The organism is Arthrobacter sp. APC 3897, from assembly GCF_030407495.1.
Lineage (GTDB): Bacteria > Actinomycetota > Actinomycetes > Actinomycetales > Micrococcaceae > Arthrobacter_B.
Window position 1 is genome coordinate 25,939 of record NZ_JASDDG010000012.1, and the last position, 22,254, is coordinate 48,192.

Below are 22,254 nucleotides of genomic sequence, written 5' to 3' on the forward strand. Positions count from 1 at the left end.
TGCGGGCTGGGCCTGAACGGCTACGGCCTGCTGCGCCTCAACGGCGGCGGCCTGCTCAGCCTTGGCGGCCTGGGCGGCCTGGGCAGCCTGCTCCTCAGCTACTGCAGCAGCAGCGGCTGCTGCTTCCTCTGCAGCAACCTGGGCGCGGTATTCAGCACCGGACACAGCGGAAACCGGCTCAATCGTTGCCAGTTCGAAAGGCGCCTGAGCGGAAACCGAAACGGCACCGGTGGTGGTTACGGCGCTGAGCGGAGTGGCTTCCAGTGCCTGACGCTCGGTGCTGCCGGCGGCCTGGGCGGGAAGACCGGCGGCCAGGACGAGGCCTGAAGCAGCGACGACAACGGCTGCCTGGCGGCCGATGGTTCCTACATTTGAGGTGACGGCCCGGGACAGAGCTGAAATTGGGCTCGACTGGACGGTGGCAGCGCGACGGCGGCCATGAGCTACTGATGACACAAGTTTGCCTCTCCCAATGCCTGCGAGGTGAGCTGTCGGATTCGGATGGGAGTCACCCGGTTGCCGGCTGTAAAGCCTGGCAACTTAACCCCTAGGGCTTCTTGCGAAGCCCGAATGTGGTTCCCCCGCCTCTGCCATGCGATTTTGCGAACGGACCTCGGACAGTGGCAGAGCTCGGCGATCTGTTAGAGGGTGCCCAATCTTTAGGTCGATCAGGCACGAGGACGACCTTACAACAACATTCCTGGAATGTCACATTCAGGTCACGGAATGGTTATCCTGCGGTCACAGCCAACCCAGCGGGTCAACGACTTCACCGTTCACCATGACCTCAAAGTGCAGGTGGCAGCCCGTGGAAGCGCCGGTGGTGCCGCTGGCCCCCACCAGGTCTCCGCGATCCACAACCGCCCCGACAGCCACAGCCAGGTTGGACATGTGGTTATAGGTCGTTTCGACACCGTTGCCGTGGTCTACGACCACACGGTTGCCGCCGCCGTAGGCATGCCAGCCGGAGAAGGTGACGGTTCCGGATGCCGCTGCTGTGACGTCCGTGCCGCACGCGGCTGCGAAGTCCTGGCCGCGGTGCATCTCGCCCGCAGTACCCGTGATCGGGCTGACGCGGTAGCCGAAGCCCGACGTCTCAACAAGGTCTGCAGCCAGGGGCCGCGCCAGCGTCCCCTTGGCTGCGCCGGCGGAAATCTCCGAACCTGCGGCAACAACCACGTGGCGGAGTTTGGCTTCGGGATCAAATGTGCTGCTGAGCGCCGAACGCTCAAAATTGACAGCGGCGTCGGGATCAGCCGATACCACCGGGGTTTCAACGGCAACAGCCTGCATTTCCTGCACCGGCTCGCTCACAGCGGCGGTCGTGGGAACGGCAATGGTAAGGATCAGACCGGAGGTTGCCGCTGTGATGGCCACCTTTTGTGCGGTGTCACCCAGGGTGTGGTTCTTGGTTTCTGCACATCGGCGGCCGGATGTCCGGCCGTTCCGGGGGCGCAGCGCCGGGGCCGGGGAAGACGCGCGGCGCCTGCCCGGGGCAGCATGCTTCGACAAGGTATACCTCTCTCATATGCCTGCGAAGTTAGCTGTCGGATTCGAGTAGAGAAACTCGGCCCCGCACTCACCACTGGCTGCACCTGTGGTGCGGCTGCTGTGCTGATGCTGGAGGCTTCACCCCGAGGCAGCCTTGGCTGCCGGTTGATGGGTCCTCCGCCCCTGCCGGAAGTCTGAAATTCCGGTGCCAGTGGCAGGGTTCGGCGTAAGGCCCGGATAACGGTGTTATTTCAACGTCAGTAAGCCACTATAGGCCAAGGGGGACAAAAGAGACCATTCCGTTATCCAGCGGTGGAGACAAACACGTGGTTCGCTACCTCTGGAGGAAGCTCGAGGGCGCCCTCAATCCCCGGCACACGCACGGAGATGTAGCCTCCCACAGTTTCCGCGGTAAGTTCCGCACCCGGCCGCAGTCCGGCCTCATCAAGCTGGACGAGCAGCTCGGGCTCCACCTGTACCGGCTCGGCAAGCCGAACCAGCTGCAGCTTGGTTCCAGGCTCCGCCGCAGCAACCGCCGCAACCAAGTTGATGACTCCGTGGTGGAACAGTTCGGCAGCTACCCCGCCAATCCCTTCCAGGCCCGGGATGGGGTTTCCGTACGGTGATTCCGTGGGCCGTCCCAGCAGCTCGTACAAGCGCCGCTCCACCCGCTCGCTCATGACGTGTTCCCAGCGGCAGGCTTCATCGTGTACATAGGCCCAGTCCAGGCCGATCACATCTGAGAGCAGCCGTTCAGCCAGGCGGTGCTTGCGCATCACTTCCGTGGCCCGGCGCCGGCCCAGTTCGGTCAGTTCGAGGTGCCTGTTGCCCGAGACCACCACCAGACCGTCCCGCTCCATCCGGCCGATTGTCTGGGAAACCGTGGGCCCGGAGTGGCGCAGGCGTTCTGCGATCCGCGCCCGGAGCGCAACAATGTTCTCCTCTTCAAGCTCCAGGATGGTCCGCAGATACATCTCAGTGGTATCGATGAGGTCCGTCATGGCAGAGCCGCTCCTATGTATTCGAGGGAAAGTCAGGAGAACAACGGCGGACGCCGCCGCCACAGGTGATTACTGCCAATACGTTAGCCCATTGGGCCACGGGGCAGATAATTCCACCGGCCTGCGGCACCCTGCAGGGCGTGTTCACAAATGGCCCGGACGCGGCCCCGTGGGGCAGAATAAAAGGGCACATCAGAGCACCCTGCCTACCGCTTGGAGCGATACCCCATGGGCGAAACCGCCGCGCTTAAGATTCCCGCCGAACTACTCCCCCGGGACGGGCGGTTCGGCGCCGGCCCCTCCAAAGTTCGCCCGGAGCAGCTGGAAGCGCTGTCCCGTGCCGGCACCAACCTGCTGGGCACCTCGCACCGCCAGGCACCCGTCCGCAATCTTGTCGGCAGCGTCCGTGAGGGACTCTCCAGCCTGTTTCGCGCGCCGGACGGCTATGAGGTGGTCCTTGGCGTAGGCGGGTCCACCGCATTCTGGGATGTGGCGTCCTTCGGCCTGGTCCGGGAAAAAGCACAGCACTTGTCCTTCGGCGAGTTTGGTTCCAAGTTCGCCGCGGCCACCAACAAAGCACCGTTCCTCGCAGAGTCCTCCATCATCAAGGCTGAGCCAGGAACGCGTCCCGAGGCTGTTGCCGAGGCCGGCGTGGATGTTTACGCCTGGCCCCAGAATGAAACATCCACGGGTGTTGCTGCGCCGGTCCGCCGGGTTCAGGGCGCCGACGCCGGTTCCCTGGTCCTCATTGATGCGACATCTGCCGCCGGCGGCCTGGATGTGGATCTGGCGGAGTCTGACGTGTACTACTTTGCTCCGCAGAAGAACTTCGCCTCCGACGGCGGGTTGTGGCTGGGCATGTTTTCCCCCGCTGCCCTGGAACGGGCCGCACAGATCAACGCAACGGACCGCTGGATCCCCGATTTCCTGAACCTGCAGACGGCCATCGACAACTCCAAGCTCAACCAGACGTACAACACGCCGTCGCTGTCCACCCTGGTCACACTGAACGCCCAAATTGAATGGTTGAACTCAAACGGCGGCCTCGACTTCGCCGCCGCGCGGACCGCGGACTCCGCCGCCCGGATCTACTCCTGGGCCGAGGCCTCACCCGTGGCCGCTCCCTTTGTGGCCCGCCCCGAGGACCGGTCCAACGTCATCACCACCATCGACTTTGACGACAGCATTGATGCCTCAGCCGTCGCAAAGACGCTGCGGACCAACGGCGTCGTGGACGTGGAACCGTACCGGAAGCTCGGCCGCAACCAGCTGCGGATCGCAACGTTCGTGGCCATTGAGCCGGAGGACGTCAGTGCGCTGCTGCAGTGCATCGACTACGTCATCGAACACACCCGGTAATTCCCCCGGACAACAGGACAGCCCGACGGCAGGACCCGGCCACTGGATCAGGCCGGGTCCTGTTCTGTTTCCCTGGTGGTCATGTGGAGCCGCCGGGGAAGAGTCCGGTCGTAATGAATCCGCAGGTGGTGCGCCCGCCATGCCCAGACAAAGCCAACCACGGCGGTGATAAGCCCTGACGCAGCCGCTACGCCCAGGCTCCAGCGGGGTCCAAAACTGTTGGATACCCAACCCACCAAGGGAGCGCCGACGGGGGTTCCGCCCATGAAGATGGCGAAGTACAGCGCCATCACCCGTCCGCGCATCACCGGTGTGGTGGTTGTTTGGACATAGGCATTGGCGCTGGTCATCAGGGTGAGTGCAAAGAGTCCCACCGGAATGAGGGATACGGCAAACCACAGCAGGGTGGGAGCTGAGGCTGCCACCAGGCAGGCTGCGCCGAAAGCACCGGCCGCGCCGAAGACAAACCGCAGCCGCGGCTTGTCCCGCCGTGCCGAGAGCAGCGCCCCGCACACCGATCCAATGGCCATGACCGAGTTCAGCAACCCAAAGATCCCGGCGTCCCGGCCGAACTCGGTGCGGGCCATCGCCGCAATGAAGACGGCGAAGTTAAGCCCGAAGGTCCCCACGATGAACACGGCCAGAAGCACCATCATCAGGTCGGGGCGAAGCCGGACGTACCTCAAACCTGCCCTGATTCGCCCCTTTCCCGGAGCAGCTTTGGGCAGCACCCTCAGTTCGCTGCTGCGCATCTTCAGCAGGGCGATGACCATTGCAGCGAAAGTGAGGGTGTTTATAAGGAAGACCCAGCCCGGGCCTACCGCAACCGTCAGCAGTCCTGCAGCGGCGGGGCCCACCATTCGGGCACCGTTGAAGGAGGCACTGTTCAGGGCAACGGCGTTGGGCAGATCGGATTCACCCACGACTTCCGAGACGAAGCTTTGGCGGGCCGGCGCATCCACGGCGGAGACCACACCCAGCGCAAGCGCAAAAGCGTAGACGTGCCACAGCTGGGCGGCACCCGAGAGGACCAGCGCCCCCAGCCCCAGCCCCAGTGCGGCCATGGCCACTTGGGTGAAGACCAGCACCTTGCGCCGGTTGTATGTGTCGGCAATCAGGCCGGCCCAGGGAGCCAGCACCAGCTGAGGCCCGAGCTGAAGGGCCATGACAATGCCCATCGCGGCAGCATCCTGGTCCGTGAGGATGTCGTATACCAGCCAGTCCTGCGCGGTCCGCTGCATCCAGGTGCCGATATTGGACACCAGCGCACCCAGGAACCAGATGCGGTAATTAAAGAACCTCAGCGATCGGAACACAGCTCACCGCCGGCCAAACAAGACTTGATCATTTCCCCCGGACCCACTGGCCTAACGATCCTCCTGCGCTGCCCCGTCCTGGCCGGTGCTTTCCCCGGCGCTGTCGGCGGAGCTGTCCTCGCCGGCGGACTCCTCTCGTTCCTGCGCCGCACGGGCGGCTTCCTCAGCGGCAACATCCTCCGGACGCAGCCGCTCCGACCAGGGCAGCCATTCCGGAGCCAGGACGGCATTCTCCGAGGGCAGCAGCCCCACCTCGCACACCGTGGCCGTTTTGCCACGCGGAACCCGCGCCACTGTGGCATACCAGTGCCAGCCGTTGTAGCCGGGGCGCAGGGACTCGAAACGGTGCGTTACGAGCCGCTCAGCGTCCGGAAATGCACCAATGTAGGACCCGATCTGCTCAGCCGGGACAACTTCCAGCAGCCCTGCCCGGGCAGCGTCGACGGCAGCTGCCAAAACCGCGTCCGGCTTTGATGGCCGGCGCACGCGGCGGGGAGCCTTGGCCGGTGGCGTGCCTGCGCCTTCAGCAGCAGCTGCGGAAACCGTTTCGGAAGATTCTGTTGCGCTTGTGCTCATGCAGCGACTCCGCCTTATACGTCCAGGTCATCGGCAACGGCACGAAGAACGGCCGCCACCTTGGTGGCATGCTTCTTGTCCGGATACCGGCCCTTGCGCAGGCCGTTCGAGACTGCATCCAACAGTTTAATGAGGTCTTCGGTAATGACTGCCATGTCATCCGCGCTCTTGCGCGTGGCCCGGGCCACCGACGGCGGGGCGTCCAGGATGCGGGCCGAGAGTGCCTGGGGACCGCGCCGCCCGTCAGCAACACCAAACTCCATGCGCGTACCGGGCTTTACCTCGGTGACGCCGGCCGGAAGTGCCGAGGCGTGGAGGAACACTTCCTGGCCCTCGTCTGTGGCCAGAAACCCAAAACCTTTACCAGTGTCGAACCACTTGACCTTGCCGATGGGCACTTCGGTTACCTCGTTCTTAGCTGTTGAGTGCAGCAGATTCCTGCTGCATTGTCCGCATCCGTAATTTCCGTCCGCGTGCAGCACTGTTGGGCTGCAGCCTGGGGTTGGTGCTCCCTGCTGCGCCTGCCAGATACTACGGGAGAGATACTACGGGGAAGTCTGTTCCCTTTAGAATATCCCGCCCGGGTAATCCGTCACCGTGCCCAACCTTTGGAGGGCACCGTTTCCGCTGTTAGCGTTAAAGCCCATGGACACCCGCACACCAACACCCGGCGAGACACCGCAGCGCACCGCCCTCCAGAGGTCCTTCCTGCGCCGCCTGCTTTCAGGCACGGCTGCGATGCTGGCTGTCCTCGGTCTGCTCTGTCTGGGAGCGGTTCTCCTTTCGGCTCTTCGCGGCGAGAGCGTCTGGCCGGGCTTCGCCGCGGGTGCCATCTACTTGCTCCCGGCAGCATTTCTCCTGATGGCAGGCCTAATAATTGACGGAATCCGTCGCAGGCGACGCGGCTAAGCCGTTTGTTTTGATGCCTGTTCGGGTAACGTGGAGACGATGTCCGCGATCCGAGCTTTAGCCGAAGATCTAGCTGCACGCAGTGACGACCAACTGCGTGAATTGCTTGCGGCCCGACCAGATCTGGTCCTGCCGCCGGTCCCTGATTTCCAGGCCCTTGCGGCCCGTGCGTCAACACGGATCAGCGTCCAGCGGGTACTGGAAAAGCTCACTTCGCCCGAGTTGCAGGTCCTGGAAGCCGTGGACCTGACCACCAATGAAAACTCACACCTCAGCACCACAGCGTCGTGGCTGAAAAGCGCCATCGCCGGCTCCACCATCAAGGCCCTGGACGGCATCCTTAACCACCTGCATGCACTCGCCCTGCTCCGCCGCGCCACCCCCCATCCCGGGGCGCCAAAGGCCGACGCCGGACGCCGCTTCTATTTGCCGGTTTCCGTCCTGGGGGAAGCACTGGGCGCCTACCCCGCCGGATTGGGACGGCCCTACTCCACGCTCGCCGTCCAGCAACCGGAATTCGGCCAGCGGCTCGTGGGCATTGTGGAAGGGCTGCGCCAAAGCGGCATCCCGATGGAAAGGGCAGACACCCCTGTCACCGCGGCCCACTCACTGCACCACCTGGTTTCCGACCCTGCCGGCTGGAGCCTGCTCATGGCCGACGCACCGCAGCAAACGCTCGATCTCCTACGCCGTTTCAAGTACTCCCCGGTGGGCACCATTCCCAAAAAAGCTGCCCTGGGCCGTGCCGTGCTTGATAACCCCTCGCCCACACCCGTGGAGTGGCTGGTGGCCCGCGGGCTTCTGGTTCCGCTCGATGCGCTGCATGTGGAGCTCCCCCGCCCCGTGGGGCAGGCGTCCCGCGGCCACGTCATTGTTTCCGATTTCAAGCTTTCACCTCCGGTTCCGGCAACCCGGCGAGTCTCCAACAACGTCCGGGACAATGCCGCTTTCGGCGCCGTGGCTGAGACGCTGCGGCTGGTTACCGAGCTGCTGACCCTTGCCGCGTCAACGCCGGTCAGCACACTGCGCTCGGGCGGAGTGGGGGTGCGGGAGGTGCGCCGTGTATCGGAAGCACTGCGCATTGATGTGCCTTCCACGGCCTGGCTGCTGGAGCTGGCCGCGCTGGCCGGCCTGCTGTCCCTGGACGTCACTACTTCCCGCTGGTGTGTCGCCGAGGAGACCTGGCTGACCCTGGACCGTCACGAACAGTGGAAGCAGCTCGTGACGGCGTGGCTGGAGGCAGACCGTGCCCCCTCCCTGGTGGGCAGCCCGCTGCCCGGGGGCGGATCCGTCAACGCCCTGGCAGCCGAGGCGTCCCGGCCCGATGCACCGCTGGTGCGCAAACGGTCGCTGGAGATGCTGGCAGCCATGCTGGAGGAGGATGCCGTGGAAGAAGGCTCCGTCGGAGCCCTGGACGCGGAAGCCCTCGTCAGCGCCCTGACCTGGCACCAGCCGCGGCTTCAGCGCCGCTTTGCGCGGCTGGTTCCGGGCATCCTCAAAGAGGCTGCACAGCTGGGGCTGCTCGGCTCGGGGGCCCTCACCGGCCTGGGTTCCGCTGTTGCGGCAGGCGACTGGGACACCGCTTTGGAACGCCTGCGCAATGCGCTTCCGGAACCCCTGAACTCCTTCCTGCTCCAGGCGGACCTGACGGCTGTTGCTCCCGGATACCTGGAGCCGGGCGTGGCCCGCAGGCTTGCCTCCATTGCTGTGGCCGAGGGGCAGGGCCCCGCCACCATCTACCGCTTCGGAGCTGACTCCATCCGCCGCGCCTTGGATGACGGGCAGAGCGCCGCGGACATCCTGGACTTCCTGCGCCGGCATTCCGCCACGGAAGTTCCCCAGCCGCTCAGGTACCTGGTGGAGGACACCGCGGCCCGCTACGGGCGGCTCCGGGTCGGTGCCATGGCCTCCTATCTGCGGAGCGACGACGAAGACGGGCTCTCGGGCCTGATGGCCGACCCGGGAACAGCAGCCCTGGGACTGGTTCGCCTGTCGCCCACTGTGATTGGCTCTGTAGCCAGCCCGCAGGAGCTCTCCCATACTCTGCGCGAACTCGGTTACACGCCCGCTCTGGAGGGCCGCGCCCGGCCGGTGGCCGGATCCCACGCGCATCCGCCCGTCACGGCCCCGGCGTCCTCACGCACCCGGATCAATCCCTGGGAACTGACGGACGAGGATATTTCCGACCAGCTGGCAGCCCTCCGCGGCTCGGGACCGCCCGTCGCCGGACACGGCGAAAGCCAGCCGCTGGTCGGGTTGGAAATCCTCCGCGAAGCCATCCGCACGCGCAGCTCGGTCCGAATGGGCGTCGTCGATGCCCAGGGGAATCAGCGGCAGGAAATATTCGTTCCTCTATCAGTCACCGATGGACGGGTGCGGGTCTTTGATCCGCGCAAGGACGTGGAGAGAGTGGTGTCGGTGCACCGAATCATGGATGTCGAAATAGTGGAGGATACCCCGGCGCATGGCTGACGGACCGTTGATTGTCCAGAGTGATAAGACCATTCTGCTGGAGGTGGATCATGCCCAGTCGACTGAGGCCCGGCACGCCATCGCCGCCTTTGCAGAGCTGGAAAGGGCCCCCGAGCACATCCACAGTTACCGGCTAACCCCGCTGGGCCTGTGGAATGCCCGGGCCGCAGGGCTCGACGCCGAGCAGGTCCTCAACACGCTGCTGACCTATTCCCGTTTCCCGGTGCCGCACTCGCTGCTGGTGGACATTGAGGAAACCATGTCCCGGTATGGGCGGCTGCGGCTGGAGAAGGACCCGCAGCACGGCCTGGTGCTGCGCACCAACGATTACCCGGTGCTGGAAGAAGTGATGCACGCCAAGAAGATCCAGCCGCTGCTGGGCCCCCGGATCGACGGCGAGACCGTGGTGGTGCAGTCCTCCATGCGCGGACAGCTTAAGCAGCTGCTGCTGAAGCTTGGCTGGCCCGCCGAGGACCTTGCCGGCTACGTGGACGGCACACCGCACCCCATCATGCTCAATGAGGACGGCTGGTCGCTGCGTCCGTACCAGAAGCTCGCCACGGAAAATTTCTGGGCCGGCGGTTCCGGCGTCGTCGTCCTGCCCTGCGGTGCGGGTAAGACGCTGGTGGGTGCCGCGGCCATGGCAACCAGCTCAACCACCACTCTGATCCTGGTCACCAATACGGTTTCTGCCCGGCAGTGGAAGGACGAGCTGCTCAAGCGGACGTCGCTGACCGAAGACGAAATTGGCGAGTATTCCGGTGCGGTAAAGGAAGTCCGGCCGGTCACCATCGCCACCTATCAGGTGCTCACGCTGAAACGCGGCGGGCTGTATCCGCATCTGGAGCTGCTGGATGCCAATGACTGGGGCCTGATTGTCTATGACGAAGTACATTTGCTGCCGGCGCCGATTTTCCGGATGACGGCGGACCTGCAGGCCCGCCGCCGCCTTGGACTGACTGCCACATTGGTGCGTGAGGACGGACGCGAAGGCGAGGTTTTCTCCCTGATTGGGCCCAAACGCTATGACGCGCCGTGGAAGGACATCGAGGCCCAGGGCTACATTGCCCCGGCCGAGTGCGTCGAGGTCCGGGTGGACCTGCCCAGGGACGAACGGGTGGCCTATGCCATGGCCGAGGAAGGCGACAAGTACCGCCTGTGCTCGACGTCGGAAACCAAGACCGGCGTCGTCGAACAGCTGGTCCGCCGGCATGCCGGCGAGCAGACCCTGGTGATCGGCCAGTACCTGGACCAGCTGGATGAGCTGGCGGAGCGTCTGGACGCCCCGGTCATCAAGGGTGACACTCCGGTGAAGGAACGCCAGCGGCTGTTCAACGAGTTTCGGGAGGGCACCCTGACCACACTGGTGGTTTCCAAAGTTGCCAACTTCTCCATTGATCTGCCGGAGGCATCGGTTGCCGTGCAGGTTTCCGGGTCCTTCGGTTCCCGCCAGGAAGAGGCCCAGCGGCTGGGCCGGCTGCTGCGGCCCAAGGCAGACGGCAAGGCCGCGCACTTCTACACGGTGGTGGCCCGGGACACCCTGGACCAGGACTTCGCGGCGAAACGTCAGCGTTTCCTCGCCGAACAGGGCTACGCGTACTCCATCCTCGACGCTGCCGACATCGAAAAGCCGGTGTAGCCGCCGGACACCAGCTCCTGTTCAGAAACTGTCAGGCTTACCTACAGACAATGCACAGCTAAATGTAAGAAACTGATCCAGTGAATAAATCATCCGGACCTGAAGCCCGTCTCCTGGTCGTTGACGACGAGCCCAACATTCGCGAACTCCTTTCCACCTCTCTCCGCTTTGCCGGCTTCGACGTCGTCGCCGCCGGAAACGGGCGGGAAGCCCTCGCCGCTGTGGAGGAGCATGCCCCGGACCTTGCGGTCCTGGATGTCATGCTGCCGGACATGGACGGTTTCACCCTTACCCGGCGCCTGCGGGCGGCCGGGCGGCATTTCCCCGTGGTCTTCCTGACCGCCCGGGACGATACCGAGGACAAGGTCACCGGACTGACCGTAGGCGGGGATGACTACGTCACCAAGCCCTTCAGCCTGGACGAAGTGGTGGCCCGCATCCGCGCCGTGCTGCGGCGCACCCAGCCGCTTGACGACGATGACGCCGTCCTGCGCGTCGATGACCTTGAGCTTGACGATGATGCGCATGAAGTCCGCCGCGGCGGGGTCACGATTGACCTGTCCCCCACCGAGTTCAAGCTGCTGCGGTACCTGATGCTCAATCCCAACCGGGTGTTGTCCAAAGCCCAGATCCTGGACCACGTGTGGGAGTACGACTTCAACGGCGACGCCTCCATTGTGGAGTCCTACATTTCGTATCTGCGCCGCAAGATTGACCGCAGCCCCGATGCACCCGCGCTGATCCAGACCAAGCGCGGTGTGGGTTATCTGCTGCGTACGTCGGAGAAGCGCTAAGCCTTGCTCCGCCGCTGGAAATCTGCCTCGCTGCGCACCCAGCTCGTAGCCATCATGGCGGTCCTGATGGTCATTACCGTGACCATCACCGGGTTGGCCACCATCTACGTACTGCGCCAAATCCTGGTGATGCGCCTGGATGACGAAATCGCTGAGAACGCCTCCGCCGTATCCCGCTATCTCGTGTCGGAGGGGCAAACGGGCGATGCGTCGCTGTTCCGGTTCTACGGCCTGTACCTGGCCGATGACGGCACCCACGGCCCTGAAACCGAATCCAACCCGCGCAAAGACACTCCTGTTGTGCCGCAGTACACCGCGCAGGATGTGCAGGACCTCGACCAGACCGGCCAGACCGTCCCGGGAACCGCGCCCGGCAGCAAGGGATGGCGCCTGCGGGTGTTCCCCCTGCAGAACGCTCCCGGATCCATTGTGGTGGCGCTGTCCCTGGATTCCGTCGCAACAACGGTGGATGAGGCCGCGTCGCTGGTGTTCTCGGTGGGACTGCTGGGCACCCTTGGTGCCACGGGCATTGCGTATTGGGCGGTCTCGCGTCAGTTCCGTCCGCTGAGCCAGGTCGAAAAAACGGCGGCGGCCATTGCCGCCGGCGATCTGTCCCGGCGTGTGGACGTCGGTAATCCGTCCACTGAGGTCGGCCGCCTGTCCCGGTCCCTGAACGCCATGCTGGCCCACATTGAAACGGCGTTTGCGGCGCGCACCAAGTCGGAGCAGAAGATGCGCCGCTTCGTCCAGGATGCGTCCCATGAACTGCGCACCCCGCTGGTAACGATTCGCGGATTCTCCGAGCTGTACCGCCACGGAGCCCTGCAGAAGCCCGAGGAGATTGGCGCCGCCATGGGCCGCATCGAGAGTGAGGCCAAGAGGATGGGCCAGCTGGTCGAAGACCTCCTCACCCTGGCCCGGATCGATGAGCAGCGCCCGCTGGAATACGCGCCGGTGGACCTGATGCTTCTTGGCAATGACGCAGCCATGGACGCGCGGGCCAGCGCGCCGGGACGCGACATCCGGGTGGTGGGCCTGGACGGTCAGCAGCCGCGGCCTGCCCCCACCATCGGCGACGAGGCCCGTCTGCGTCAGGTGGTGGCAAACCTGATGACCAATGCGCTGCGCTACACCCCTGACGGTTCCCCCATCGAAATTGCCGTGGGTGTGGCTCCGGTGATCCACAACCGTTCCGACGCCGTGCTTGAGGTCCGCGATCACGGGCCGGGCATCTCGGAAGAAGACGCGGCACGGGTCTTTGAACGGTTCTACCGGGCTGATTCCTCCCGGTACCGCGAAACCGGAGGTACCGGCCTTGGTTTGGCAATTGTGGCGGCGCTGGTGGCCCAGCATGACGGCACTGTCCGGCTGTCCGAAACCGAGGGCGGGGGTGCCACAATGTCCATCCGCCTGCCTTACCGTGCTCCGGAGGACCTTGAGGACGACCATGCAGACGAGCCGGACGTCGATCAGTAAGGCTTGTTCCCTGCCCTCCACAGGCACGGCCGGCGCACTGCCGGACCTCTAGCTGCCCACAGTCTCCGGCAGGTGACTGCCCGCATTCCCCGGCCGGCCTAGTGTCAAAGGCCCAATGACCGACGGAACAGCTTTTTGAACGGAGACAACCATGGCACTGGTATCAGTGGACAGCGAGATCCTGGACGCCAAGAGCGCCGAGGTGCGCGGAACCATCGACCGCCTCCAATCGGACATCAATCGGATGCAGTCCGGCCTGCAGGCCCTGAGCGAGTCGTGGCAGGGACAGGCCTCGGCGAACTTTCAGTCTCTGGTGGCCGATTGGCGGAGCACACAGGCAAAGGTCGAGGAGTCTCTGGCCGGCATCAACCTGGCGCTGGGGCATGCCTCGGCCCAGTATGCGGAAACTGAAGCGGCCAACGTTGCCCTGTTTCGGCACTGAGCGGACACCCTGAAAGACACCGGGCAAAGCCGAAATACACAGAAAAGGTGCGGCGCCCTCCCGGGTGCCGCACCTTTTCCAGACGCGCCGTGGTGATCCGGCAACGGACCACCGGGGGTGGGGCTAGAAGCCGCCCATACCGCCCATGCCGCCCATGTCATCGCCGCCGGCCATTGCCGGAGCAGCCTTCTCGGGCTTGTCGGCAACAACAGCTTCGGTGGTGAGGAACAGGCCGGCGATGGAAGCCGCGTTCTGCAGGGCAGAGCGGGTTACCTTCACCGGGTCATTGACGCCGGCAGCCAGCAGGTCTTCGTACTCGCCCGTGGCGGCGTTAAGGCCGAAGCCTTCCGGCAGGCTGCGGACCTTATCCACGACAACGCCCGGCTCCATGCCGGCGTTGAAGGCAATCTGCTTCAGCGGGGCGTCGATGGCAACGCGGACAATGTTGGCGCCTGTTGCTTCGTCACCTTCGAGGTGCAGGTTGGCGAAGGCCTTGAGGCCGGCCTGGATGAGGGCCACGCCGCCGCCGGCGACGATGCCTTCTTCAACAGCAGCCTTTGCGTTGCGGACAGCGTCCTCAATGCGGTGCTTGCGTTCCTTCAGCTCAACCTCGGTTGCGGCACCGGCCTTGATGACTGCAACGCCGCCGGCCAGCTTGGCCAGGCGTTCCTGCAGCTTCTCACGGTCGTAGTCGGAATCGGAGTTCTCGATTTCCGCACGGATCTGGTTGACGCGGCCCGCGATTTCCTCGGGGTCACCGGCGCCTTCCACGATGGTGGTCTCGTCCTTGGTGACTACTACCTTGCGGGCCTTGCCCAGCAGGTCCAGCGTGGCGTTTTCCAACTTCAGGCCGACTTCCTCGGCGATGACCTGGCCACCGGTGAGGATGGCGATGTCTGCCAGCTGGGCCTTGCGGCGGTCGCCGAAGCCCGGAGCCTTGACGGCAACGGACTTGAAGGTGCCGCGGATCTTGTTGACAACCAGGGTTGCCAGGGCTTCGCCCTCGACGTCTTCAGCGATGATCAGCAGCGGCTTGCCGGACTGCATGACCTTTTCGAGAACCGCAACGAGGTCCTTCACGTTGGAGATCTTGGAGTTCACGATCAGGATGTACGGGTCCTCAAGGACCGTTTCCTGGCGCTCGGCGTCGGTGACGAAGTAGCCGGAGATGTAACCCTTGTCGAAGCGCATGCCTTCGGTGAGCTCAAGCTCCAGGCCGAAGGTGTTGGACTCCTCAACAGTGATAACGCCTTCCTTGCCGACCTTATCCAGAGCTTCGGCGATCAGATCACCGATCTGCTGGTCACCGGCGGAGATGGAAGCCGTGGCAGCAATCTGCTCCTTGGTCTCGATCTCCTTGGCGGAGGACAGCAGCTCAGCAGTGACGGCTTCAACAGCCTTCTCGATGCCGCGCTTCAGGCTCAGCGGGTCGGCGCCGGCAGCAACGTTGCGCAGGCCTTCCTTGACCAGTGCCTGGGCGAGGACGGTTGCCGTGGTGGTGCCGTCGCCGGCAACATCGTCAGTCTTCTTGGCAACTTCCTTGACCAGCTCGGCGCCGATCTTTTCATACGGATCGTCGAGCTCGATCTCCTTGGCGATGGAAACGCCGTCGTTGGTGATCGTGGGAGCGCCCCACTTCTTTTCGAGGACAACGTTGCGGCCACGCGGGCCGAGGGTTACCTTCACGGCGTCGGCGAGGATGTTCAGTCCGCGCTCGAGGCCGCGGCGTGCCTCTTCGTCAAATGCAATGATCTTGGCCATAACGGCTTTCGTCCTTCCGGAACAGTCATGCTGGGTGCTTAGATGTTGCATTCCAGACTGCGGTGCCCGCGACGGACGGACCAACAGAAGCGATCTCTTTACGCTCCCGCAGGCCCTCACCTCAGTGGCTTGCTCTTTCACTCAACGCCAACCGCTTTTAGCAGTCATACGGCAAGAGTGCTAACTCAATAATTAGCACTCCCACACACTGAGTGCAAGCGATCACGGCTCGGTGCCTGGCCCATCACAGGCAACGGCATCCACGGTTCCGTGTCCGTGTCCCCGGGGCAGCCGGAGGTTTGGCTTCCCGACGCCTTCAGCTACACGGTGCGGACGTCCTCGGCCTGCGGCCCCTTCTGGCCCTCGCCGATATCAAACTCCACGCGCTGACCCTCTTCGAGGGTGCGGTATCCGGACGCCTGGATTGCTGACCAGTGCACAAAAACATCCGTCTGCGCTTCGTCCACGGTAATGAATCCGTAGCCTTTTTCCCCGTTGAACCATTTGACGATCCCCTGCGCCATGTTGTTCTCCCACTTCGTTGCGAGTAAAAGTTCAGCCACGGTGATCATGGCGGAACCCGCTGCGGCGCGCAGGGAAATCCGGAGCACGGAGCTGTTCTGCCGGCTCCGGATCCTGGGCGGCACGGCTGGCACTCACTTTAGCCATGGCGGGCCGGACCTCCCGCTGCGCAGCAGGATCGTTATGGAGTATTTACGCGGCAGCAGGCAGTACGGCCTTTACTGGAATCCCGGGCCGGCCACCACGGTGACCAGGGTGAACTCCGGCGACTGGACGACGGCTGGAATCCCCAGCAGCTGCGACAGCTCCTGTGCGTTGGGCAGCTGGTCCTCAGCGCCGTAGTAAATGATCGATTCCTGCAGCGGCTGCCCGCCCCAGTTGGCCACCTGGGCTGTGATCCAGCCGTCGGCTCCCAGCCGGTCAGACACACTGGATCCCAAACCGCCCACGCCGCTTCCGTTCAGGACCACGACGGGCTGGCTCCGGTCCGCTGCGTCCTGCGTCGGAGTAGGCGTGGGCGTAGGCGTGGGCTCGGCACTCGATGCGGCAGCGGGGGACGCGCTGGGATCCGCACCCTTCCCGGATTCTGAGGCCTGCGGTTCCGGGGATTGCACAGTGGCAGAGGAATCGGCGGCAGGTGCCCTGCCGCCGTCGTCTGCGCCGATGCCCAGCCGGGGAAGGACAAAATATGCTGCTACCCCAAGCACCAGGGCGAGTATGCCGACCGTGATGATCAGACCAAGTCCGCTCGAGCGCGAAGGAATCAGCCGTTCCCGGTGAACGCCCTGGCGTGACGACGTTTCGGGAACCTTGTCAAACTCATCCCGGGGGTAATTGCTCATGGTCAGGTATCAGTCCTTGGTCTCAGGTGGCGCCGGTTTAGACGTCAGAGCCTGAACGACGGGCAGTACGCGCGCGCTGACGGGTGGTTCGTAGTCTACGCAGTCTCTTGACCAGCATGGGGTCATGGGCAAGGGCGTCCTCGGTGTCAATCAGCGCATTGAGGACCTGGTAGTAGCGTGTGGCGGACATGCCGAACAGCTCACGGATGGCCTGTTCTTTGGCACCCGCATATTTCCACCAGGCACGTTCCAGGGCCAGCATCTGCTGTTCCTGTTCCCCCAACGGACTGTCGGGGTCAACCGTGCCGTCCAGCGAGAAGGCTTCGGTTGTTTCGGCCACAGAACACTCCCGGATAGTTGACGGTTTCACCACCCATGGTAGTTGGTGAATAACAGCATTGTCATTCGGACGTTTCCCTCCGCCCGGACCCGGGCGGCCCGCAGCTTCCCCGTGACGTCCGGCCCATGCGGGCTGCGGCGGCAGCGCTGTTTGGACTATGGTCTAACGCTATGTTCGCGAAACTCCGAACCCGGACGGCGGCAGGTCTGGTGCTGGTTGCCTGCATCTTTGCCGGGACGTCGTGTTCAAACTTCCCGGCAGATCCGGAGGGAACTCTGGACCGTGTCACCGGCGGCACCCTCCGTGTGGGTGTGTCCCACTCCCCGCCCTTCACCGATGTCAGCGGTGCTGAACCCGCGGGACCGGAAACTGATCTGGCCCGCGACTTTGCCGCTTCCCTCGACGCCGGCATCGAATGGGCCGAAGGCGGCGAGGAACACCTCATGGAAGCCCTGAAACAAGGCGATCTCGACCTGGTCATCGGCGGGCTGACCGAATCAACACCCTGGACAGACAAGGCGGCAGTGACCCGCCCCTATGCCGAGAGCACCGATGACTGGGGGAAACCCCGGAAGCATGTGCTGGCGGCGCCCCTCGGTGAAAATGCCTTCCTCTCCGCGTTGGAAGAGTTTCTTGCAGACCGGGAGCCGGGCCGGTGAACAGGCAGCAGGGCAGGACCGAACTTCCCCCGGAGCAGTCCGACGCACTTCGCCGGGCCGTGCGGTTGGAATGGATCACGATCGGCTTCCTTACGGTCACCGTAACGGCTGTTTTCCTGGTCATGGGCAATTCACAGGCCATGCGCGCGGCCTGGATCGAAGACATGCTGTCCTTCATCCCGCCGCTGGCCTTCCTCCTCGCCGTACGTCTTGTGGCCCGCCCGCCCAGCTCCCGCTATCCGTACGGTTATCACCGGTCCATCGGCGTCGCCCATCTGGTGGCGGCCGTGGCGCTGACGACCATGGGATCTTTCCTCATATATGAGTCCATAACGGGCCTGCTGAAAGGTGAACATCCTCCCATCGGGACCGTGGAGATCCTCGGAAACCGGGTTTGGCTGGGCTGGCTCATGATGGCGGTGATGGCAGTGACCACCATTCCTCCGGTGATCGCGGGCCGGATCAAGATTCGCCTGGCACGGCAGCTGCACAACAAGGTCCTCTATGCCGATGCCGATATGAACAAGGCCGACTGGATGACCGCTGTCGGGTCCATTATCGGCGTCGCCGGAATCGGGCTTGGTTTCTGGTGGGCCGATGCAGCCGCTGCCCTCTTCATCGCCGTCAGCATCCTTCGCGACGGTCTGCGAAACATGCGGGGTGCGATTACTGATCTGGTGGATACGACCGCCACGACCTTTGATGACTCGGATCCGGATCCGCTCGCCGCACAAGTGAAGGATTATCTGCACTCGCTGCCGTGGGTGGAAGCCGCGGGAGTGCGAATGCGAGACGAAGGTCAGGTTTTTCATGTGGAGGCCTTCGTGGTGCCCGTCAATGCCGCCGGCCTTTCACTGCCCCGGCTTGCGGCCGCGCGGGAAGGCTGCGCCGGCCTCGACTGGAAACTCGCGGACACAGTCGTAATCCCCGTGCAGGCACTTCCTGATGAACTCGGCGGGCACCGCGGCGTTCATCAGTCAGGCGGGGAAGAGTGACTCCGGATTGGCGCCGTTCTAGGCTGGACAGGTGAACTCCAATGATCCGACCCTCTTTTCGCTGCCGCCCGCCCACGGCGGATCCGGACGCGGCACGCCGGACGACATGCAGTTTCCGTTCGCTGCCCCCACAGCACTGACCGATGCCATGGCCCCGGACTGGGCCCGCGCGCTGGCTCCGGCCGCTCCGGCACTGCACCGGATTGCCGCCGGGCTCCAGGAAGAACGCGCTGCCGGTCACACTGTCCTGCCCGCGCCGGAGAACATCCTCCGGGCGTTCTCCCGTCCGCTGTCGGACGTCAAAGTCCTGCTGATCGGCCAGGACCCCTATCCCACTCCCGGCCATGCGGTGGGGCTGTCCTTTTCGGTGGACCCGGCAGTGCGTCCGCTGCCGCGCAGCCTGAACAACATCTACAAGGAACTGCATGCGGATCTGGGCATAGAGCCCTGCACCCACGGCGACCTCAGCGGCTGGTCGGACCAGGGCGTGCTGCTGCTGAACCGTGTGCTGACAGTTCGTGCCGGCAGTGCGGGATCCCACCGTAAGCGCGGCTGGGAGCAGATCACGGAACTGGCGGTCCGGGCCGTCGTCGGCCGGCGCCTGGCCGACGGGAGCCGCGCGCCGCTCGTGGCCGTGCTGTGGGGCAACGACGCCCGCTCGATCGTGCCGCTGCTCGGCGACGTCCCGAGGATTGAATCTGCCCACCCCAGCCCGCTTTCAGCCTCGCGCGGCTTTTTCGGGTCGCGTCCCTTCAGCCGGGTTAATGAACTGCTGCAGCAGCAGGGCGCCGGGCCAATCGACTGGCAGCCGGCGCGGTACGGTAAGGGAAACGCCTTTTGATCTAGGAGAACCGCATGCCTGATTCCTCCGCGCCCGCCGCAAAGCCAGCGCAGGATCCTCCCCGCAGAGCCCGTCCGCTGCTGGCCCTTGAGGTTCTAAGGAAGGAACAGCTGACACCGCACATGGTGCGGATTATTGCCGGCGGCCCCAATTTCCAGCGGTTTGCGGACAATGGCTTTGCCGATTCGTACTGCAAGATCTGGTTTGGTCCGGACGGCACACCCCTGGACGGAACAGCGGAGCTCGAAGCGCTCCGGGAGCAGTTCCCCCGGGAAGAGTGGCCGGTATCGCGCACCTACACGATCCGCCGGGTGGACACAGATGCCGCAGAGATCGCGATTGATTTTGTGGTCCACGGTGATGAGGGGCTGGCCGGTCCCTGGGCTGCACGGGCCGCTGCCGGCGAGATGTTCGCCTTCACCGGTCCCGGCGGTGCATTCAACCCGGACCCGGGCGCCGGGTGGTACCTCTTTGCCGCCGACGAATCCGCCTTCCCCGCCACGGCTGCCGTGCTGGAAGCCCTTCCGGCAACCGCCGTCGGCCAGGCCTTCCTGGAAGTGGGCGGGCCGGAAGACCGCCAGCCGCTGGAGACGCCGGAAGGCATCACAGTGACCTGGCTGTACCGCGGCGACCGCCCGGCCGGAAACACCGGCCTGCTGGCCGCTGCCGTGGCGGACGCCCCCTGGTCCGGCAATGACGTGCAGGTTTTTGCCCACGGTGAGCGCGAAGCAATGAAGGCCCTCAGGGATGTCTTTTTCGGTCTCCGCGGCTTGGAACGGCGGCAGGTATCACTGTCCGGCTACTGGGCGGCCGGGCGGACCGAAGACGCGTTCCAGGCAGAAAAAAGGACCCCGGTCGGCAAGATCCTGTAGATCCTGCGTTCCGGGGCCCCGTGGCGGTATGCCGTCAGCCGGCGCCTAGCGCCGCCTGTTCCGGCGGTCATTACCGGAAAGATTTCGGGTCAGCGGCCGGGCCAGATTGTCTCCAAACACCACGCCGCCGGCGATCGCAAGGATCACCGTGAGCGCGTTGAAGATACCCACCGCGCCTACGGTGATGTCATCCGAGCCGATGCTCAGTCCGTACATGGCCCGGAAGATGGACAGCCCCGGGAACAGGAAGAGCACGGCCGGCACAGCTACGATCAGCTGCGGGGCACCCATCCGCAGGGCGGTCATCCGCGCCACCATGCCAATAAAGATGGCGGCAACAGCCGGGGTCAGCCGGGGACCCACGCCCACCAGCTCAGAAAGCTGGAAGATGAGGAAACCGGCGAGCCCGGTCAGGACCGTGGGCAGCACCAGGTTCATGGGCGACTGCTCCACCACGCAGATGGTTCCGAGCGCCACGGCCAGCAGTACCAGCGTCACGGCGAACGGATACTGTGAGCCCTGCACCTGCGTCACGTCCAGACGAGGCACGCCCAGCAGCGCCCCCACCACCAGTGCGACGGCGATGCCCGCCACCAGGGCTCCGAACGTCAGGAACGCGGACAGGAAACGTCCCGATGCAGTCACCGGGAATCCGTTGATCGCATCCTGTACGGCAGAGACGAGGCGGCCGGTGGGCAGGAGCAGGAGGATGCCTCCGGCCACCACGATGCCAGGAGAAATGGGCACGTCCATGGACCAGCAGAGCATGGCAAGCGCCGTGACCAGGAAGCCGCTCGCGGCTGTGGTGAAAAAGTCGGGAACACGCCAGCGGCCCAGCACCCGCTGCAGCAGGCTGACCAGGAAGGTACTGACGAAAGCCACCAGGGAGGCCAGCGGCCCGCCGCCAATAAAGCCCACAATTGCAGCGGCAAAGGCGCCGGTGGAGAAAGTCACCGCCCAGCGCGGAAACGGCTTTGGCCGGTGTGTGATTTCGTTCAGCCGGTTGGAGGCCTCGGCGCGGGAGACACCGCCGTCGATAATGTCGGTAACCAGCTGGTGGACCAGTCCCAGGCCTGCGTAGTTGTTGGTCCAGGAGCGCACCACCCGCATGACGGTAATGGGAGTCTGGTCCTTGGGCGAGTAATTCAGCAGGACGGACTGGTTGGTGATGTCCACTTCGATGCTGTCCAGCCCAAAGGCAGCGGTCACCGCGATGATGGCGGTCTCCACTTCCAGAGCACCGGCTCCGTACCGGAACATGGTTTCGGCAAGCCCCAGCGCCAGATCAAGCGTTTTCCGGGCGGAGGCATCCGGTCCGGCGGTGCGCACCAGCGGGTTCGCGTACGGCGAGCCGGCCAGCCGCTCCACAATGGACATCGCCTGGGTGGGCGGCGTCTCGCCCTGGACCAGGCGGCGAAGCATCCTTTTGGCAGCAGCCGACGAGCGGTCCTGCCGCTGGGCACCGGCGCTGCCGGGGTGGTGGTTGCCGGGAACGGTTTTGCGGGCACGGGGCTTCCGCTGAGGCTGGCTTGCCGGTGCGGTCTGCCCGGAGCCCAGTCCGCCGGAAGTCCCCTTTGCAGGCGTCTGGATGACAGACGTGGTGGGAGGCGGCGGTTTGGGCCTGGTACTGCGCAAACCAACACCGGCGGGGCCCGTGGGCAGGCCCGGGACACCTTTCGGGCTCTTGGGTGCCTTGGATGCCTTGGGTGCCTTGCCGGGTACCGCCTCCCGTTCCGGCTGGCTTTTGCCTTCCGGCTGGCTCCTGCCTTCCAGCTGGCTCCTGCGTTCCGGCTGGCTCTTGCGTTCCGATGCGGCAGGTCCGCCTGGCCGGATAACCGGGATCAGCCCCACCTTGGGATCGGGATTCTGCGCAGGCTCTCGGCGGTCTGCATCGGACGTGTTCTCCAAAGGACTCACCCTTTCGCCTCTGTTGGCCTGATTCCGTTC

The 22,254-nt window shown here is 64.6% G+C and carries 21 protein-coding genes, 1 pseudogene and 2 riboswitches; of the genes and pseudogenes, 11 read left to right on the forward strand and 11 right to left on the reverse strand.

Going from position 1 to position 22,254, the window contains the following annotated elements; translation table 11 throughout:
- From QMA10_RS07535 to QMA10_RS07545, 3 genes and pseudogenes are all read right to left on the reverse strand, one after another.
- Positions 1-456 (reverse strand): annotated as a pseudogene (locus tag QMA10_RS07535) (hypothetical protein); the annotation flags it as partial.
- 3 nt (positions 457-459) lie between these two features.
- A riboswitch (cyclic di-AMP (ydaO/yuaA leader) is annotated at positions 460-646 on the reverse strand.
- A gap of 95 nt (positions 647-741) precedes the next feature.
- The gene (locus tag QMA10_RS07540; protein WP_290167218.1) at positions 742-1,512 is read right to left on the reverse strand and encodes a M23 family metallopeptidase; all 771 of its coding nucleotides are present in this window, start codon (positions 1,510-1,512) and stop codon (positions 742-744) included.
- Positions 1,513-1,514: 2 nt separating this feature from the next.
- Positions 1,515-1,728: riboswitch (cyclic di-AMP (ydaO/yuaA leader) on the reverse strand.
- 65 nt (positions 1,729-1,793) lie between these two features.
- On the reverse strand, positions 1,794-2,492 hold the full coding sequence (locus QMA10_RS07545) for a metal-dependent transcriptional regulator (RefSeq protein WP_290167219.1): 699 nt from the start codon (positions 2,490-2,492) through the stop codon (positions 1,794-1,796).
- A gap of 228 nt (positions 2,493-2,720) precedes the next feature.
- On the opposite strand from QMA10_RS07545, the gene serC reads away from it, so the two are divergent.
- A complete protein-coding gene (serC, locus tag QMA10_RS07550) occupies positions 2,721-3,851 on the forward strand; it encodes a phosphoserine transaminase (protein ID WP_290167220.1) in 1,131 nt (376 codons plus the stop codon).
- 47 nt (positions 3,852-3,898) lie between these two features.
- Here serC and QMA10_RS07555 read toward each other — a convergent pair whose 3' ends face one another.
- From QMA10_RS07555 to QMA10_RS07565, 3 genes are read right to left on the reverse strand one after another with little or no spacing between them, the layout of a single operon-like run.
- Positions 3,899-5,167 carry an MFS transporter gene (locus QMA10_RS07555; RefSeq protein ID WP_290167221.1) on the reverse strand — a complete coding sequence of 423 codons (1,269 nt, stop codon included), beginning with the start codon at positions 5,165-5,167 and terminating at the stop codon, positions 3,899-3,901.
- Between the two features lie 51 nt (positions 5,168-5,218).
- Positions 5,219-5,743 carry a DUF3027 domain-containing protein gene (locus QMA10_RS07560; protein ID WP_290167222.1) on the reverse strand — a complete coding sequence of 175 codons (525 nt, stop codon included), beginning with the start codon at positions 5,741-5,743 and terminating at the stop codon, positions 5,219-5,221.
- A 14-nt stretch (positions 5,744-5,757) separates the two neighbouring features.
- Complete coding sequence (locus QMA10_RS07565; protein WP_290167223.1) at positions 5,758-6,141, reverse strand: cold shock domain-containing protein; 384 nt, start codon at positions 6,139-6,141, stop codon at positions 5,758-5,760.
- A 247-nt stretch (positions 6,142-6,388) separates the two neighbouring features.
- Between QMA10_RS07565 and QMA10_RS07570 the strand changes: the two genes are divergently transcribed.
- From QMA10_RS07570 to QMA10_RS07595, 6 genes are all read left to right on the forward strand, one after another.
- A complete protein-coding gene (locus tag QMA10_RS07570) occupies positions 6,389-6,652 on the forward strand; it encodes a hypothetical protein (RefSeq protein WP_290167224.1) in 264 nt (87 codons plus the stop codon).
- Positions 6,653-6,691: 39 nt separating this feature from the next.
- Positions 6,692-9,124 carry a helicase-associated domain-containing protein gene (locus QMA10_RS07575; protein WP_290167225.1) on the forward strand — a complete coding sequence of 811 codons (2,433 nt, stop codon included), beginning with the start codon at positions 6,692-6,694 and terminating at the stop codon, positions 9,122-9,124.
- Positions 9,117-10,763 carry a DNA repair helicase XPB gene (locus QMA10_RS07580; protein ID WP_290167227.1) on the forward strand — a complete coding sequence of 549 codons (1,647 nt, stop codon included), beginning with the start codon at positions 9,117-9,119 and terminating at the stop codon, positions 10,761-10,763. Before QMA10_RS07575 ends, QMA10_RS07580 begins: the two co-directional genes overlap by 8 nt.
- Positions 10,764-10,843: 80 nt before the next feature.
- The gene (locus QMA10_RS07585) at positions 10,844-11,557 is read left to right on the forward strand and encodes a response regulator transcription factor (RefSeq protein WP_104056083.1); all 714 of its coding nucleotides are present in this window, start codon (positions 10,844-10,846) and stop codon (positions 11,555-11,557) included.
- A gap of 3 nt (positions 11,558-11,560) precedes the next feature.
- Positions 11,561-13,033 (forward strand): HAMP domain-containing sensor histidine kinase, encoded by a 1,473-nt coding sequence (locus QMA10_RS07590; RefSeq protein ID WP_356834169.1) that lies wholly within the window; start codon positions 11,561-11,563, stop codon positions 13,031-13,033.
- 151 nt (positions 13,034-13,184) lie between these two features.
- Positions 13,185-13,475, forward strand: a complete 291-nt coding sequence (locus QMA10_RS07595; RefSeq protein ID WP_290167231.1) for a WXG100 family type VII secretion target — start codon at positions 13,185-13,187, stop codon at positions 13,473-13,475.
- A gap of 123 nt (positions 13,476-13,598) precedes the next feature.
- Here QMA10_RS07595 and groL read toward each other — a convergent pair whose 3' ends face one another.
- From groL to QMA10_RS07615, 4 genes are all read right to left on the reverse strand, one after another.
- Complete coding sequence (groL, locus tag QMA10_RS07600; RefSeq protein WP_290167232.1) at positions 13,599-15,236, reverse strand: chaperonin GroEL; 1,638 nt, start codon at positions 15,234-15,236, stop codon at positions 13,599-13,601.
- A 320-nt stretch (positions 15,237-15,556) separates the two neighbouring features.
- Positions 15,557-15,760 (reverse strand): cold-shock protein, encoded by a 204-nt coding sequence (locus QMA10_RS07605; RefSeq protein WP_104056226.1) that lies wholly within the window; start codon positions 15,758-15,760, stop codon positions 15,557-15,559.
- A gap of 216 nt (positions 15,761-15,976) precedes the next feature.
- Positions 15,977-16,600, reverse strand: coding sequence for a LytR C-terminal domain-containing protein (locus tag QMA10_RS07610; protein WP_290167233.1), 624 nt, complete (start codon positions 16,598-16,600; stop codon positions 15,977-15,979).
- 37 nt (positions 16,601-16,637) lie between these two features.
- Positions 16,638-16,940, reverse strand: a complete 303-nt coding sequence (locus tag QMA10_RS07615) for a DUF3263 domain-containing protein (RefSeq protein ID WP_290167235.1) — start codon at positions 16,938-16,940, stop codon at positions 16,638-16,640.
- A gap of 170 nt (positions 16,941-17,110) precedes the next feature.
- On the opposite strand from QMA10_RS07615, the gene QMA10_RS07620 reads away from it, so the two are divergent.
- The 4 genes from QMA10_RS07620 (at position 17,111) to QMA10_RS07635 (ending at position 20,307) form a co-directional block, all read left to right on the forward strand.
- Entirely contained in the window at positions 17,111-17,599 is a 489-nt protein-coding gene (locus tag QMA10_RS07620; RefSeq protein WP_290167237.1) for a transporter substrate-binding domain-containing protein, read from the forward strand.
- Complete coding sequence (locus QMA10_RS07625) at positions 17,596-18,594, forward strand: cation diffusion facilitator family transporter (protein ID WP_290167239.1); 999 nt, start codon at positions 17,596-17,598, stop codon at positions 18,592-18,594. The genes QMA10_RS07620 and QMA10_RS07625 overlap by 4 nt, the downstream gene beginning before the upstream one ends.
- Positions 18,595-18,700: 106 nt before the next feature.
- Entirely contained in the window at positions 18,701-19,435 is a 735-nt protein-coding gene (locus QMA10_RS07630) for a uracil-DNA glycosylase (RefSeq protein WP_290167322.1), read from the forward strand.
- A 14-nt stretch (positions 19,436-19,449) separates the two neighbouring features.
- Positions 19,450-20,307: a siderophore-interacting protein gene (locus tag QMA10_RS07635; protein ID WP_290167240.1), complete on the forward strand. Its 858-nt coding sequence runs from the start codon at positions 19,450-19,452 to the stop codon at positions 20,305-20,307.
- Positions 20,308-20,352: 45 nt separating this feature from the next.
- On the opposite strand, the gene QMA10_RS07640 is transcribed toward QMA10_RS07635, so the two are convergent.
- Complete coding sequence (locus tag QMA10_RS07640) at positions 20,353-22,224, reverse strand: threonine/serine exporter family protein (protein WP_356834177.1); 1,872 nt, start codon at positions 22,222-22,224, stop codon at positions 20,353-20,355.
- Positions 22,225-22,254 lie beyond the last annotated feature (30 nt).